The sequence below is a fragment of the Catenulispora acidiphila DSM 44928 genome (genome assembly GCF_000024025.1).
GTDB lineage: Bacteria > Actinomycetota > Actinomycetes > Streptomycetales > Catenulisporaceae > Catenulispora > Catenulispora acidiphila.
The window spans coordinates 9,511,189-9,526,399 of the sequence record NC_013131.1 but is presented as its reverse complement, the minus strand read 5'-3'; the positions used below and the strand labels follow the sequence as shown (position 1 = coordinate 9,526,399).

Genomic DNA, 15,211 nt, shown 5'->3' with positions numbered 1-15,211 from the left:
GGCAGCCACGCGGGAGGACGCGTTTTCGTGCACGCGGTGTGCGGCGCGACTGCTCCACCGTATCCGGCCGGGGCGGCTTTTCGCTTGATAACAGGTGAAAATCAGGGGTTCTTCACTCGAAAGGTGTTGTGCCCCGATGTGCGGCCGCGTCGATCCTCTCGGGTGTCGCTCAACCGCCGATTCCAAGGGCATCAGGACACGGCCGCGCTCCATCAGGGTTCGCGGTGGTACAGCTCGCGGCGGTCACGGCTCGCGCCGGAAGAAGTCCCGCAGCGCCGCCCCGACGCAGACCACGATGATCAGCACCCCGACGACGACCGCGCCGGCCGCCGGGGCGCCGTGCATCGAGAACTCGCGCGGCAGGGCGGTGACGAAGGCGCCGGCGAGCGCGCCGACCATCGCCAGCGCGAGGTTGAAGGGGGTGCGGCCGGTGATCGGGCGCTTGCCGGAGGCGGGATCGGAGCCGGTGTCGGAGTAAGGGTCGGTCTTGGCGCGGCTGGAGCGAGGGTTGCTGCCGCCGCCGGCGCGCGGTCCCGAGCCGCCGTGTCCGCCGGGCCACGCGTACGGATCGGGGTCCGGCGCCGGGGACTCGACCAGCCGCTGCCCGCTGAGCGTCCGGAACATCTGCCCGCGGCTGAGCGTCCCGGCGTCGACGACCCGCACGGTCTCCGGCGGCGCCAGCTCCTGCACGGCCCGGTACACCGCGTCCAGGGCGGCGGGCCCGTCGGCCTTGCGCGCCGGCTTCACGATCAGCAGCAGCGCCGGCACGCTGTCGGGGAAGAGCGTCCAGGTCGCCGTGATGCGCCCCGCCCCGGCCGGTTTGGCGGCCCGCCGGATCCCGGCGAGGTAGGCGGCCACGTGCGGCGGCAGTAAGTGGAAGGCGGCATCGGCCTCCGTGCCGTGCGGGATCGGCCGCGGCCGAAGCTGGTCGACCGTCGCCGCCGAGAGCACCACCGGATCCGCGGAGGCCTTGTCCACCACCAGCCCGTGGTGTTCCGGGACCAACGCCAGTACGGCGTCGGCCGCCCCCGGCGTGGTCGGTCGCGCACCTCCGGGCGCGTCGGCCATGTCGATGCTGGCCAGCGTCGAGGCCACGACGTAGACCCCGGTCCCGATCTCCGGATCCCGCACCACCGCCGGAGCGCCCCCGCGCGTGATCCACACGACCAGCCGGGCCAGCGGAACCGGCGGCTCCGGGCGCCACAAGCGCTCGTCCGCTGCGGTCACGGCGGCTCCCTTCGTCTTGCGGGCGTCGTGCGGTGGAGGGCGGCTGTACCAGTGATATCAGGGGTGTCCGGGACTGTGCGCGGTGGGCTGCGGCGTGGGTGGCGCGAGGGTGGCGGACCTGCGGGAAGCCGAACGCGCCTCGCCCGCGTGCCGGGGCGGCGACGCGGGCGAGGGCGGGTGTTGGCGAGCGATGCGAGCCGGGTCAGCCGTTGGTGCTCTGGCCTTCCACGATCGTGATCGCGGTGGTGGTCGGCGTGCTGGTCACGGTCTGAGCCGGATCCGCGACGCCGTTCTGCGTGATGACCAGCGTCCAGGTCGTCGTGACGGTGATCGTGTAGTCGCCGGGATCCTTGAACTGGAATCCGCAGTTCGGGTCGGGCGAGGGCGCCGATCCCTTGTCGGTGGTGTATTCGTGGTCTGAGTCGCAGTGCAGTGTGGTGACGGTACCGGCGGGGTTCTTGCGGGCGACGATCCAGTTCGCACGGTTGAAGGTGCGGGTGCCGACGACGTTGCCCGCCTTCCGGGTCTGCGTGGAGATGTCCAGGCCCTTGCTCCAGAGCCAGACGTTCGCGTTCACGAAGCCGGTCGCGCCGGGTCCGCCGGACGGCGCCATTCCGAGCGCGGGCTTGTCGATCGCCAGCTGGTTGGTGACGCCTTGGACGGGGTCGAGCCCGCCGCACGCGCCGACGACGCTGCAGGGCCCGGGATGCGGTTCGCGGTTACCGGGGACGGTCGGCGGCATCACGCCGCAGGAGATGTACTGCATGCGGCTGTTCGCGAGAGTATCTTCCCCCCAGTCCCAGTTCGGATCGTTCAGCGCGGGCTGCGGCTCGACCTGTTTGATGTAGCAGCCGTAACTGAACGACCAGCCCCCGGGGAGATCGCAGACGTAGTCCTGGCCCTGGTAGGTGATGTGGTTGTTCGTGCACTGGATGTTCGTGCCGTTGATCGGGCCGCCGGGACTGCCCGGGCTTCCCGGACTGGAGATGACGCAGTGCAGGACACCGTTCTGGTCCGGCTGCCAGTGGCCGCCGACACAACTGTCATCGGCCAGCGCACGGCCGGGCGAGTAGGCCGCGACCATCGCGAAAATCATGGCGCACACCGCGGCGACCGAGGTCAGGCGCCGTCTCGTCGTCAGCATGTCTTGTCACTCTCCCCGTGGACACTGGTCACACGCCACTTCCCATCGGCGCTCTTGTGCACCGTGTATGTCAGCGGATAAGGGTGCGTGATGTCGGAAACAGCGAGCTTGCCTTTGTTCTTGCCGTAACTGAAGACTTCGTGGTACTTCGTGGCGTCCTTGCATACCGTGATCGTCATGAGGGGCAAGGGGGACGCCGCCATGGTGAGCGTGGACGAGGTGACGGTCTCGGTCGTGGTGCCGACCATGACCTCGTTGTTCTGCTTGAGGGTGAGGATGTACGTGTCCGCAAGGGTCAGCGGGTTCCCGTCGGCGTAGTCGCCGAGATTCGTGCTGTAGTCCGGCTTGGAGCTCATCGCGGTCAGGATCACGCGGTAGTTCTCGAAGGCTGTCAGGGCCGCCGCGGAATCGGGATCGCCGGGCACCGTGGCCTTGTACGTCAAGCCGGCCGACGACGTGATCACCGTCCTCGGCGCCGCAGCCGCCGGGCTGCTGCCGGAGGCCGAACCGGTCGAACTCGAAGAACTCGCGGCAGTTCCCGTAGGCGTTGCCGAGACAGTGGCGCTACCGGCAGCACTGTCCGTAGCGCTCTCGCCGACCGGTCCCAAAGCCGCCGGCTTCTGCGAACTGGAGCATCCAGCCAGCAGCAGACAAGCCCCGAAAGCCCCGATCAGGCCTTTGTACACCTTGCCCCGCTCCATGAGCTCCATCCTCGCGTTCTCCCCCTCGTCATCGAAAACGGCCTTACGCCCTCGCCGCCAGTACCTCGCGTCCTTCGCGCCAGCCCGGGAGGAGTTCGTCCACCAGGGCCTCGGTTTTCGGGTGCAGGCCGCGTTCGCCGTGTACCGCCCGGGTCTGCTCCTCGATCGCCGTGATGGCTTCGCGGAGCCTGCCTTCGTCGCCGCTCGCGTGCGTCGCGCGCACCAGGGAGCGGCACAGTTCCTCGTCGTTCGGCGACCCGCGCATGCCGCTGCGGACCGCGTCGATGGCGCCTTCGGCGTCGCCGAGGGACAGGCGGAGTTCGCAGAGCTCGATCGCCGTGTCCGCGATCACCGCCGGGACCTCGGTCTCCACCGATTCGTACGCCAGCCAGCCGTAGCGGCTCGTCTCGCGCTGCGCCAGCAGCGGTCCGCGGACCAGTCCGAGGGCTTGGCCGAGGACCTGGTCGCGGTTCTTCGGGTCCTGATACCGGGGGTCGAGATCGGCCAGGGCGCGCATGTTCTTGAACATCTCCCAGTCGCTGCGGACGCTCTGGGAGACGGTCAGGCGCCCGTCGGGCAGCGTCACCAGGTTCGGGGTGCCGTCCGGCGCGACGCCGAGCCAGGTCCCGAGGCGGTGCAGCACCTGGTCGCCGATCTCGGTGGTGGCGCCGCGCGGGAACAGGGCCGAGGTGAGGACGCGCGGGTGGACCCCGTCGCGGTGCAGCATCAGGAACGTCAAAGCCTCGGCGGCCTGCTCGACCCGGTCCTCCTCGAGGTCGCCGTAGGCGCCGGTGACCTCCAGGTTCCCCAGCAGGCGGACCGAGACGGTCGGGGTCACGCGGAGCTGGGCTTCCAGGACCGCGGCTTCGGCGGTCAGCGGGACGATCGGCTCGCCGTCGAGGTCGCGGGTGGCTTCGAACAGAGCCAGGACCGACTGGTACTGGTCGTCGGGGAGGCGCTGCGCCGTCACCTCCAGGCTCAGCGCCGGGAGGCGGAGCCGGCCGGCGGCGTCGACCGTGGCCTGCCACGCCGCTCCCGGGACCTCGCCGGCGATCAGGTAGCCGATGCCCAGGCGCGACGGGTCGCCGATGACGGCCGCCAGGCGCGCCGCCGTCTGCCCGGAGACCGGGGCGGCGCTGATGATGAAGTGCGGCGGCCAGCCCGCGCCGCCGACCATGCCGAGCCGGCCGCCGAGCACCGAGTCCAGACCGGCCTCGGACAGACCGCGGCGGCGTTCGGCCAGTTCCGTCTCCAGACCCGGCAGGACCTCTTCCAGCGACGCGGTCTGGTGCACGCGGCCCGGCGCCAGCGACGACAGGTCGCCGGCGAAGCCCACGAGCGTCACCGTCATCTTGTCCGACCACGTGTTCGTCAGCAGCTCCACGGCCATCGCGGCGAGTACCGCGCGCCGCATCGCGTCGTCGCCGCCGACCGCGATCACGCCGCCGGACGCCTCCAGGTCCAGCAGCACGCGGGTGGCGGCGTCGGGCCCGATCGCGCCGACCGTCACCAGTCCCGGACACGGCGCCACAGCCGCCTCCGCGACCCGCTTGGCGACCGAGCCGACGTCGGTGCGGGCGACCCACCAGGCGAGCCCGTCCGGCCGGGTGTGCCACGGCTGCGGGGCGGCCGGACCCGGCTCCGCGAGACGCAGTTCGAGCCCTGATTCGGTCAGGTTGGCCAGCTGCACCGGCGGCAGCGGCCGCCCGGCGGTGGCCAGCGAGGCGGACAGTTCGCGCAGCGCCTGGTTCAGGAACCGCGCGTCGGCCAGCCCGGCGCCGAGCCGGATCGCCTCCTCGGCGCCGGCCGCGCTGCCGCCGGGCCCGGCCAGCCGGCGGCCGACGGTCCGGTTCCACAGCTGGCGCCGCCGGTTGCGGCCGAGGGCGCCGAGCAGCCCGGCGGCCAGCAGCGGCGCGGAAGCGAGCTCCAGCGGCAGCCGGTACGGCGATTCCTCGCCGGCGGGAGCCTGGTTCCGGTGCGCCGCGTTGCTCGGGGTGTGGCTGCCGGCCGCGATGGTCGCGTGCGCCGGCGAAACGGGGCTCTGGCGCGGTGCGGGCGGCGACTGAGGGTTCTGCGAAAGGTTGGTCGCGCCGAGCTTCACCGCGTCGGACCGCTCGCCGGAGCCGTCTCCGAGGTGGTGCACGGCGTCCGCGGCGGCCTGGCCGACCGTCGCGGCGGCGTCGGTCACCGCGGGCAGGGTCACCGTCTGCTCGGTGGCGGATATGCGGTCCAGGGCGGCGGCGCTCGCGCCGTGCGGGACGTGGGTCGACGAGGTAGAAGGGCTTCCGGGCACGCCGCCCAGACCGCCCACGGCGTGCGGGTCCGGCAGAGCGCCGGGACCGCCTTGCTGGACACCGCTCCCGGGTCCGGGACCCGGCACGTTGTGCGCGGGACCGCCGCCCTGGTGCGAAGGCGCACCGGGGTGCGTCGGTCCCGACGCTTGCGCGGGCGCCGACGGATCGTTCACCAGGTCCCCGCCGACCGCGTCGGCCGGCATCTCCAGGATCCAGCCCGGGCGGATCAGCGACGCCTTGGTCAGCATCGAGCCGTCCGGCTGCACCCGGTCCTTGTTCAGGTCGTAGATCTCCTGGTACCGGCGGCCGTCGCCGAGGTGCCGCTGCGCGATCTCCCACAGCGAGTCGTGGTGGCGCCCGGCCGGCGGCTGCACCCGGTAGAACTTCGTCGCGCCCTTGGCCGCGGGGGACTTCGTGTCCGTCGCGGTGCGGGCGTCGATGGACGTCGCAGCGCGCTGCGACGGTCCCGAGGGCATCGCGGTGTCGGCGCGCGTGCCCTGCTGCAGCACCTGGGTCGCGGCGATCGGCGCGCGGTGCGGGCCGTCGCCGGAGGTGCGGCCCAGGGAGGACAGACCGGGGGCGAAGGAGGCGGCCGAGGCGGTGATCAGCAGCACGGCGGCGACGAGCTGGCGGGCCAGGACCTGGCTGCCGCCGGACAGCGGCACGTGGCCGGGCATCCCGATACCGCGCGCGGCGGCCAGCGCCTCGACGAGCACGCACGCCGAGAACTGCGCCCACGCCAGCCAGACCAGGATCGCCAGCACGTTGGTGAAGGTCTTGGTGTCGATCTTCGAGTTCAGCACGCCGCCGGAGGGCATGTGGTGCGGCAGCGGCCAGCCCACGAAGTACGCCAACGCCAACGGCACGCCGATCACCAGCGCCAGCAACGCCAGCAGCGCCCCCAGACCGGTGAGGACGTCCGCTGCGCTCCGCTGCCGCTTCAAGGCGACCGGAGTCTGCTGCGCCATACCCGGCGGCGGTCCCTGCGGCGCGAGGTATTGCCGGTCCGTATCGTGCGCCATGCGTCCGCGCCCCCTTTCCTGCTTCTGCTACTTCGGGATGACCGGTGTCGCAGATCCCGTCCCGGTGACAGTACTGTCACCTTTGAGGGCGAAACCGACGAACAGCGGCTTGTACTGCATTTGTAGTGTGACCGTTATCCGGGGATTGACGTAGAGGTCTACTTCCGTCGGATTCCCCGTGACTTGGCACGATGTGATCGTGGTATCCGTGATCTGGTTGTCCAGCAGGTACTGCTCGGCGTCCGGCACACAGTCCCCGGTATCCGGATCCACATTCACCTTGATCCCGGGGTCCTCGCCGTTCGGCCCGCGCACGTTGTGCGTCTTCAGCCAGCCCTGGTCGATGTCCTGCGCGACCCGCCGCGCCGCCTGGTCGGCGTAGTCCGAGGCCTGGGTGCGGTCGGAGATCAGCAGCCCGACGTCGACCACGAACGCCATCAGCAGCACCACGACCGGCGCCCAGATGACCACGGCCATGGCCAGCGAGCCGCGGTCGTCGCGCAGGGCCCGGCGCAGGCTTCGGCGCGGGTGCGCGCGCGGGGTCTTCAGGCGGCGCTGCATCAGTGCCCTGCCGTGCTGGTCGTGGTCGGGGTGGTCGTGGTCGTGGTCGTGGTTGCGGTCGAGGTCGCGGTGGTGGGCAGGCTGTCCGTGCCGGTCGGCGTGGTCGGGATCTGCCCGGGTGTGCCGGTGGTGGTGTCGGTCGGCTGGTCCGTCGGGGTGAGCCAGCTAGGCGCGGAGAACTGGGTGTTCGTCGGCACCGGCGTGGTCGGCTCCGTGCCCGACGGCGCGGTGGAGGTCGGCAGGTTCCCGGGGTGGAAGTTCTGCAGCGGGTCGATCGGCGCGGCGAAGGTCTGGCTGAAGGTCTGGTGCGCGCCGAACATCCCGAAGCCGGACATGTCCACGGTGCAGGCCACCGTCACCTTGTAGTAGCCGCCGCCGTCCGCCGCCGGCGGCACGTAGGCGCTGCTGACGGTGGCAGAACCCTGACACCGCGAGCCCAGGTCGGCGGCGGCGGCGGCCTCGGCCTGGGTCGCCGCGTCCTGCCCGGTGCCCTGCAGCGATCCGGCCCGGGCCGCGTCGCGCGCCGCGCCCTCGACCTCGCTGCGGACGTTGACCATCACGCCGAGCGCGACGATCAGCAGGATCAGCATCACGATCAGCGGTGTCATCAGCACGACCTCGACCGAGGACACGCCGGCGTCGGCAGTGCGCGCGGCCCGCGCGGGCCGCGCGGTGCGGACGGCGCGGTCGGCCGAGTGGCCGTCTCGGATGCGGCGGCTCACGGATGCCTCACCGGCTGCTCCAGCGGACCGCCGGCGTGCACGTCGATCGTCGGGGTCCACCCGGGGAAGACCGAGGGCACCGCCGAGTGCAGGTCCACCCGGACCAGCGAGATCTTGCAGTCGGCGTTCAGTTCCGGGTCCAGCGTGAAGCCGGTCGTCACCGCCGGCTTGAGGATCAGCTGTCCGCCGAGAGCCTGTGCGCGGGCCACCGCGGCGGTCACCGCGTCCTGCTGCCACGTACCGGTCGTGTCGGTGCAGCCCTTCGACGCGGCTTCCTCGCGCGCCGTGCGGGCGCCGTCCTGGACCGCGGCGGTCGCGGCCTGTTTCGCGAACAGGTACAGCGCGAACTGCACCGTCAGCATCAACAGCAGGAACAACAGCGGGGTGAGGACGACGAACTCGATCGCGGTCATGCCGCGGTCGTCGCGCAGCGATCGTCCGCCGCGCGACGTGGTCCCGTCCTCTCTCGCCCCGTCCGTCATGAGCCCGCTACTTGCTGCACCCGCCGGTGCCGCCGGTGGTGCCGGTGGTACCGCCGGAGTTCCCGCCGTCGCCGCCGCCGGTCACGCTGATATTGTCGCCGGCGCTGTTGATCTGGTTGCAGGCCTGGTCGGCCTTGCCGGAGATGGCCTTGCTGATGCCCCAGCCCACGCCGGCCACGATCGCCACCACGATGCCGGTGATGACGACCCACTCGACGGCGGACGCGCCGCGGTCGGAGGCCTTGCGGGGCGCGGCGACGTCACCATCGGTACCGTCGGCCGCCACAGCGACGGCGAGGGCGGGGACGGTGTCGAGAAACATGACAGAGCCCTGCGAAGCAGCCGCAGCGTGCTGCCATGGCTGGACCGGGCAGAGTTCGGTGTACTCGGTGGTGATGACTTGAGCTTTCATCTCACGTCTTTCTGCTAGATAGAGCCCATGACCCGCGCCATCGCCGGGTACAGGAGGAAAACCATGAAGCCCGCGCACAGCAGCATCTGCGCGACGAGCATGGACTGCGACTTCGCACCGGCCGCGCCCTCGATCTCGGACAGCTCGCGGTGGCGCATCGTCTCGGCGCGCGCGGCCAGCGACTCGCGCACCTTCGCGCCGTCCTCGGCGACCAGCGCCAGCGCGGCGCCGAGGTCCTTGAGCTCGTCGACGTCCAGGGCGTCGCCGAGCTGGGACAGCGCGTTCCACTGCGAGATGCCGGTGACCCGGGCGTCGGTGAGCGCGTCGCGGATCCGGCGCAGCGCCCAGCCGTCGGAGACCTCGGCGGCCGCCATCAGCGCCTCGGGCAGACCGCGCCCGCCGGCCAGGTTCATCGCGACCAGGTCCAGGTAGGCGCCGAGCACGCGGCGGAAGTCGCGGCGCTTCTCGGCGGCCTGCCCCTTCACCTCCAGGTCCGGCAGGAGGAAGAACACCCCGCCGAACAGCAGCGCCAGCCAGACCGGGATCGTCGGCGTCAGGTGCAGCCCGAGGACGTAGACCGCCGCGAAGACGAACGGCCCGAAGATGATGCCCAGAGCGGCCAGCAGCAGCTTCGCGGCCAGGAACTGCTCCACCGAGCGGTCCAGGATCGCCAGGTCCGCGCGCAGCGAGCGGATCTGCCAGCCCTGGCGGATGTAGAAGTCGTTCATCGACGCGCCGAGGTCCTCGCGCAGCTTGGCCAGACCCTTGGGCGGAGCCTGGTCCTGCTGCGGACCCAGCGAGGTGTGCTGGCGCAGCGCGTCGATGCGGGCGATCGCGGCCATCGGGTCCGGCCGGCCGGGGATCAGGGCCCTGATGAGCAGGAACAGCCCGAGCCCGACCAGCGCGCCGGCCAGTACTTCGTACGTCATCGCGGATCACCGCTCCGCTGCTCGGGGACCGGATGGGCCGGGACGGTCCGCGCGCGCTGCAGGAAGCGGGCCGGCGTCTCGATCGAGGACAGCTTGCGCAGCCAGAAGAATCCGGCCGCGAACAGCCCGATCACCCCCAGCAGCACCAGCTGGCCGGTGGCCGTGCTGTAGGGCTGCACGAAGGACTTGTTGAAGACCGCCAGGCCCAGCACCACCGCGACCGACACCCCGACCACGATCTGCACGCTGCGCCGGGTCGAGCTGCGCTGGGCCATGACGCGCTGGCGCATGTCGACCTCCTCGCGCGAGGACTGCGCGAGCGCGCCGAGCACCTCGCGCAGACCCGGGCCGCGCAGCCGGGCGTTCAGGATCAGCGCGGCGATGACCAGGTCGGCGGAGGCGTCGTCCATGTCGTCGGCGAAGTACTCCAGCGCCTGCGGCAGCGGCATGCGGGCGCGCAGCCGGTCCACGAGGGTGTGCAGGTTCTCGCGGATCGCCGGGGACGCGGCGCGCGCGGTCGCCGGGATCGCCTGCTCCAGGCCGACCGCGCCGGCGATGGTGTCGCGCAGGCTCTCGGTCCAGCCGGCCAGCGCCTCCACCCGGGCCAGCGCGGCGCGTTCGGCGGCCAGCCCGCCGAACAGCTGGTTCCAGAAGAAGACCAGGACGCCGGCCGCGATCGCGGCGGTCGGCCAGCGGGTCGCGGCCAGCACCACCGCGCCGGCCACGACGGCGACCGCGGCGCGTGTCGACAGGAACTTGACGATGTCGGCGGCGGTGCGCCCGGAGGCCTGCTCCGGCTTGGCCGGGAAGCCGCGGATCGCGGTGATCAGCAGCGCGAAGCCGCCGCCGACGGCCGCGCCGACGCCGATGGCGGCGAACGTGGTGGGGTTGAACACAGCGGAGTCCATGAGCCTCACCTCCATCCCGGGGCGTGGTGGGTCTGTAGGGGTCCGGAGTAGCCGACCTGGGCCAGGTCCTCCATGCACGCGATCGGGGCGTGCGCGACGGCGCGGCCGTCCGGGCCCTCGGCGAAGATCTCCGAGGACAGCACGCGGCCGTCGATGCCGTTCACCTCGCGGATCGAGGTCACCATGCGCTGCAGCGTGCCGCCGCGGTGGTAGGCGTTGCGGCGGGTGATGAAGACCACGAAGTTGATCGCGCCGGCGATCAGCATCTGGCTGGCCTCGACCGGCAGCCGCTCGCGCGATTGCAGGGCGTAGGTCGAGATGCGGTTGAAGACCTCCAGCGAGGAGTTCGCGTGGATGGTGCTCAGCGAACCGTCGTTGCCCTGCGACATGGCGTTCAGCATGGTGACGATCTCATCGCCCAGGACCTCGCCGACGATCACCCGCGAGGGGTTCATGCGCAGGCTGCGCCGCACCAGCTCGGCCATCGAGACCGCGCCGTGGCCCTCGGAGTTCGGCAGGCGCTCCTCGAAGGCCACGACGTTCGGGTGCAGCTCGGGGAACTGGTCCAGGCCCAGCTCCAGCGCGCGCTCGACGGTGATCAGGCGCTCGTGGCCGGGGATCTCGTTGGCCAGCGCGCGCAGCAGCGTGGTCTTCCCGGCGTTGGTGGAGCCGGCGATCATGATGTTCTTGCGCGCCGCGACCGCCGCGCGCAGGAAGGCGCCGACCTCCGGCAGCACCGTGCCGTTGGTCTCCAGATCGCGCAGGAACACCTTGCCCAGGCGCGCGCGGCGGATCGACAGCGCGGGGCGGCGGGTCACGTCCATCACCGCCGAAAGCCGCGAGCCGTCCGGCAGGCGCAGGTCCAGCTGCGGATTCGCGGTGTCGAAGGGCCGCGAGGACAGGCCGGAGTAGGCGCCGAGCACCTGGATGAGCTCGATGAGCTCCTCGTCGTTGTCGGCGACCGGCTCGCCCTCGGCCTCGCGGCCGTCGGCGAAGCCGAGGAAGACCCGGTCGCACCCGTTGATGTCGATGTTCTCGATCTCCGGGTCGTCCAGCAGCGGCTGCAGCCGCCCGACGCCGTAGAGCGCGGCGTGCACCGCGGCCGCCAGCGCCTCTTCCTCCATGGCGTTCGGCGGCGTGCGCCCGAAGGTGATCTCGGCGCGCGCGTGGTCCTCCAGCGCCTGCGCCACCAGGGCCCGCGCGTACTGCCGCTCGTCCTCGCCGGTCATCGGGGGCAGGCGCGAGGCCTGGTCCGCGCGGCGCTGCTCGGCGAGGCGGTCGCCGACGTCCTGCCGCAGCCGCTTGACGAGGCCGTGGTCGACGGGGGAGGCCATCAGCACACCTCCCGGGCGGGTCGGGGACACGGGGTGTCAGAGTACTGACGATGAGACGGATGCGGGCGCCGATGCCGGACTTCGGCGCCGGATCGGCGGCGGGGGAGGGCGGTCATCACTGACCCCCCTCTTGCGGCGGACCGGCGCGGCGGGAGCCACGACCGGGGTTGTTCTCGGTGCGCGGCGGCAGGCGGTCCAGGTCGCCGTCGTCCTTGTACTGCAGATTGCTGCGCGGGTCGGGTCCGCCGCCGAGGGTGACGGAGGTGAAGCCCTCGTGGGCCGAGGGCGGCGGCTTCGGCGGCTGTTCGCCGGGCCAGACGGTGGGCTGCGGCTGGGGACCGCGGCGGAACATCGGCTGCTTCGCCGTACCGGGAGCCGGGGGCGGCTGCGGAGGCTGAGGTATTTGCGAAATCTGAGGTACCGGCGGAGTCGACGGGTGCTGAGGCGCCTGCGGATTCTGGGCAGACGGTATGTATCCGTTGCTCGGCGCGGGTTGCGGCGGACGCGACGGTGCCACCGGCTGCTGTCCGCGCGGCGGCGCCATCGGCTGCTGTCCATGCGGCGGTGCCGTCGGCTGGTGTCCGCGTGGCGGCGCCATCGGTTGCGACACCGGCTGTGGCATCGGCTGGTGCGTCGGCTGCGGCATCGGCGGAGCGGCGTACTGCTGCTGCGGCGCGGGTCCGGCCATCGGCGGCATCCCTTGCGGCTGCTGCGTTCCCTGCGGCATCGGCCCGCTGCCGTGCGGCATCGGTCCGCCCTGCGGCGCCGACATCGCAGTGCCCTGCGAAGGGGTCGAGTACAGGCTCGACAGGTCCAGCGCCACCTCGCGCGTCGAGCGGATCAGCAGCGTCCGGTCCAGCCGTCCCCGGCCGCGTCCGTTGATCAGGTCCGCGCCGTCCGGGTCGTCGGCGATCGTGCCGACCACCTTCACCGGCAGACCGCTGGTGCGCAGCAGCTCGTCCACCTGCGCGGTGACCCGGGCGCGCTGCTTCGGGTCGACGATCAGCACCACGCCGATCGGCACGCCCGGCCCGCCGCCGGCGGTCGCGGTGCCGCCGCCAACGCGCTGCAGCAGGGACAGCGCGCGGTCGCGGACGTGCGCGATCTGCTCCGCCGAGGTGCGCGCGACCAGGACCACGAGCGCCGCCGCCGCCATCAGCTCCAGCGCCGGGCCGGTGGCGTCGACGCGGCCGCAGTCGGCGATCACGTCGGTGTCCGGCAGGGCGTCGAAGGCCCGGCCCAGGGCCGGCCACAGGCCCGCCAAGCCCGCCGACTGGTCGCCGGTGGCCAGGCCGACGACGACTTCCAAGCCGCCGTGCATGCGCTGGACGTGCTGCTCGAGCTGGTGCGCGGACAAGCCGTGGCGGGCCGTGGTGGCCAGCGACAGCATGCCGATGTTCGGGTTCAGCGGGGCGCCGCTCTCGGCCGGGGTGCGGTAGACCAGGTCGCCGCCGGCCGGATCGCACTCGGCCAGGATCGCGCGGCGCGGCCACACGCCGGCCAGGGCCACCGCGGTCGTCGTGACGCCGGGGGAGCCCTTGTCGGAGGCCAGGACGATCAGGGACATCAGGAGTGCGGCCTCACCCGGAGGTCTTGGTGAGCATCAGGTCGCTGGCGTTCGCGATCGCCAGCACCTTGTCCGAGGGCACGGCGACGGTCGCCGTCAGGGTCTCCGCGTTGTCCCGGGTCACCAGGGTCACCGTGCCCAGTTCGGCCCAGGCCGTCGTGGTGCCCTGGCCGTTCGGGCCGGGCGTGGTGGTCTGGGCGTAGAGCGTGAACTTGTCGCCGGCGTACATCTGGCCGGTCGGGTAGTGGCCCTGCTTGATCTGGACGCCCATCAGCGTGCTGCCCGGCGCCACGCCGGTCGGCACCGCCGACTGGTCGGTGAGCATGTCCGAGGTCAGCAGCGAGCCCTTCACCAGCGTGTTGTAGGTGACGCGCTTGTTCAGGCTGCCGACCTGGTCCCACGGGATGTACTTGATGTCGTTGTCCTGCGCCACGCTGGTCTCGACGAACTCCCCGGCGGTCAGCGTCGATTCGGCGGCGATCGTGGCGCCGCCGACCCGGACCACCGAGACCCGGTGTCCGGACTGGGTCACCAGCAGCATCGTGGCCAGCGCGCCGGCCAGGATGAGCAGCACGGCCAGCGCGGCCAGCGCGGGCTTGCGCTCCCGCGGCGCGGAGGGCAGCCGGGAGGCCGCGACCGCGCGACCGCCCCCGAAAACGGCGCCCGCCGGCGGGGCGCCCGGTATCGTCCGGTCCTTGCTCACAGCTGTCTTCCCCGCCTACACGCGTCGGGCCGTATCGCAGAACGCAGAGACGGTGGGGATGGTGGGATCCCCGGTGCGATGCGGCGTTGGACGGTTCGCCATCCCCCTGCGAGCGGCTATCGTAACCGCCTTTCATCGCCCTCGGGGAGAGGCCTTAAGTGATCTGTCCCTGTTTGCGCGCAGTCGGATCGCAGGATCCGTGCTCAGAGCGTCACGCCTCGTGGCAACGACCGCCGTGACGTCGGGGTGTCCCGGGTCGCGGCGGTCGCCGAATCGTCGGTGGCCGAGCTCGCAGTCGTTGCCTGATCGCAATGTCCAGCCTGGATCGCCCTGAGCTATGCCGCCGCCACCGTCCGCTCGCGGCCCGCAGCTTCCTCCCGTAGCTGCCGCACCGCCTCCGAACTCAGGCGCAGGAACGATTCCGGCGTGACCAGCCGGTAGCCCACCCCGCGCACCGTGGCGATCATCCCGGGCAGCGCGAGCTTCGAGCGCAGCGAGGCGATGTGCACCTCCAGCGACCGCTCCGCGCCGTCCCAGCCGGCCGGCCACAGCCGGGAGATGAGCTGGTCGCGGGCCAGCACGGTCCCGGCCTGCCGGGCCAGCACCACCAGGAGCTGGTACTCCTTCGGGCGCAGGGCGACGCGCTGGCCGTGCACGGTGACGGTCCGCGAGTCCTCCGCGACCACCAGGGGTCCGGCGACGATGCGGCGCGGCGGCCCGGGCGTGAGCGGCGGCCGCGGCGGGGCCACGGCCAGCCGCAGGCGCGCGGCCAGCTCTTGCAGCCCGAAGGGCTGGACCACGTAGTCGTCGATGCCGTTGTCGTGGCCGCGCAGCCACGCGCCCATGTCGACGCGGTGGGTGACGGCGATGATCGGGGCCTGCAGCTCGGTGCGCAGCCGGCGGCAGAACGCCAGCACTTCGCGATCGACGATGCCGCACTCCAGCAGCACCACGTCCGGCAGCCGCCGCAGCGGCCCGGCCCCGGTGACGTCGGCGGCGTCCAGCACGTCGAACCCCAGCGCGGCCAGACCGCCGCTGAGGGTCCGGCTGCGCCGCCGACCCAGTCCGGTGATGAGAACTCGCATAGCGCAACTGTCCGCCGCCGGGCTCACCATTTGCTCAACGTCGGATAGACGGGCTTGTCAACGCGGGTGCCGCGGCCTTTGGATGGATGCTGACGAATGCCGTGGGCGGCGGTGGCGGCG

14 protein-coding genes are annotated in these 15,211 nt (G+C 72.1%); all 14 read right to left on the bottom strand.

Features of this window, described 5'->3' with window-relative positions; translation table 11 throughout:
- Positions 1 to 243 precede the first annotated feature (243 nt).
- The 14 genes from CACI_RS46790 to CACI_RS40520 all read right to left on the bottom strand — a co-directional run bounded on the left by CACI_RS46790 (position 244) and on the right by CACI_RS40520 (position 15,091).
- Positions 244 to 1,227 (bottom strand): hypothetical protein, encoded by a 984-nt coding sequence (locus tag CACI_RS46790; RefSeq protein ID WP_015796761.1) that lies wholly within the window; start codon positions 1,225 to 1,227, stop codon positions 244 to 246.
- Positions 1,228 to 1,429: 202 nt separating this feature from the next.
- The gene (locus CACI_RS40580; protein WP_015796760.1) at positions 1,430 to 2,371 is read right to left on the bottom strand and encodes a hypothetical protein; all 942 of its coding nucleotides are present in this window, start codon (positions 2,369 to 2,371) and stop codon (positions 1,430 to 1,432) included.
- Positions 2,365 to 3,072: a hypothetical protein gene (locus CACI_RS40575; RefSeq protein WP_143765592.1), complete on the bottom strand. Its 708-nt coding sequence runs from the start codon at positions 3,070 to 3,072 to the stop codon at positions 2,365 to 2,367. Before CACI_RS40575 ends, CACI_RS40580 begins: the two co-directional genes overlap by 7 nt.
- Positions 3,073 to 3,115: 43 nt before the next feature.
- The gene (locus CACI_RS46785) at positions 3,116 to 6,388 is read right to left on the bottom strand and encodes a BTAD domain-containing putative transcriptional regulator (RefSeq protein ID WP_015796758.1); all 3,273 of its coding nucleotides are present in this window, start codon (positions 6,386 to 6,388) and stop codon (positions 3,116 to 3,118) included.
- 27 nt (positions 6,389 to 6,415) lie between these two features.
- The gene (locus tag CACI_RS46780; protein WP_015796757.1) at positions 6,416 to 6,949 is read right to left on the bottom strand and encodes a TadE/TadG family type IV pilus assembly protein; all 534 of its coding nucleotides are present in this window, start codon (positions 6,947 to 6,949) and stop codon (positions 6,416 to 6,418) included.
- On the bottom strand, positions 6,949 to 7,671 hold the full coding sequence (locus CACI_RS46775; protein WP_015796756.1) for a TadE family protein: 723 nt from the start codon (positions 7,669 to 7,671) through the stop codon (positions 6,949 to 6,951). Before CACI_RS46775 ends, CACI_RS46780 begins: the two co-directional genes overlap by 1 nt.
- Positions 7,668 to 8,153, bottom strand: a complete 486-nt coding sequence (locus tag CACI_RS40555) for a TadE/TadG family type IV pilus assembly protein (RefSeq protein ID WP_015796755.1) — start codon at positions 8,151 to 8,153, stop codon at positions 7,668 to 7,670. Before CACI_RS40555 ends, CACI_RS46775 begins: the two co-directional genes overlap by 4 nt.
- Before the next feature lie 7 nt (positions 8,154 to 8,160).
- Positions 8,161 to 8,565 carry a Flp family type IVb pilin gene (locus CACI_RS40550; RefSeq protein ID WP_041540759.1) on the bottom strand — a complete coding sequence of 135 codons (405 nt, stop codon included), beginning with the start codon at positions 8,563 to 8,565 and terminating at the stop codon, positions 8,161 to 8,163.
- Between the two features lie 14 nt (positions 8,566 to 8,579).
- On the bottom strand, positions 8,580 to 9,494 hold the full coding sequence (locus CACI_RS40545; RefSeq protein ID WP_015796753.1) for a type II secretion system F family protein: 915 nt from the start codon (positions 9,492 to 9,494) through the stop codon (positions 8,580 to 8,582).
- Entirely contained in the window at positions 9,491 to 10,402 is a 912-nt protein-coding gene (locus CACI_RS40540; RefSeq protein WP_015796752.1) for a type II secretion system F family protein, read from the bottom strand. Before CACI_RS40540 ends, CACI_RS40545 begins: the two co-directional genes overlap by 4 nt.
- A gap of 5 nt (positions 10,403 to 10,407) precedes the next feature.
- Positions 10,408 to 11,736: a CpaF family protein gene (locus CACI_RS40535; RefSeq protein ID WP_015796751.1), complete on the bottom strand. Its 1,329-nt coding sequence runs from the start codon at positions 11,734 to 11,736 to the stop codon at positions 10,408 to 10,410.
- Positions 11,737 to 11,851: 115 nt separating this feature from the next.
- Positions 11,852 to 13,303 carry an atrophin-1 family protein gene (locus CACI_RS48715; RefSeq protein ID WP_015796750.1) on the bottom strand — a complete coding sequence of 484 codons (1,452 nt, stop codon included), beginning with the start codon at positions 13,301 to 13,303 and terminating at the stop codon, positions 11,852 to 11,854.
- 13 nt (positions 13,304 to 13,316) lie between these two features.
- Positions 13,317 to 14,006, bottom strand: coding sequence for a hypothetical protein (locus CACI_RS40525; protein WP_015796749.1), 690 nt, complete (start codon positions 14,004 to 14,006; stop codon positions 13,317 to 13,319).
- A 335-nt stretch (positions 14,007 to 14,341) separates the two neighbouring features.
- On the bottom strand, positions 14,342 to 15,091 hold the full coding sequence (locus tag CACI_RS40520) for a response regulator transcription factor (RefSeq protein ID WP_015796748.1): 750 nt from the start codon (positions 15,089 to 15,091) through the stop codon (positions 14,342 to 14,344).
- Between the last annotated feature and the right edge of the window lie 120 nt (positions 15,092 to 15,211).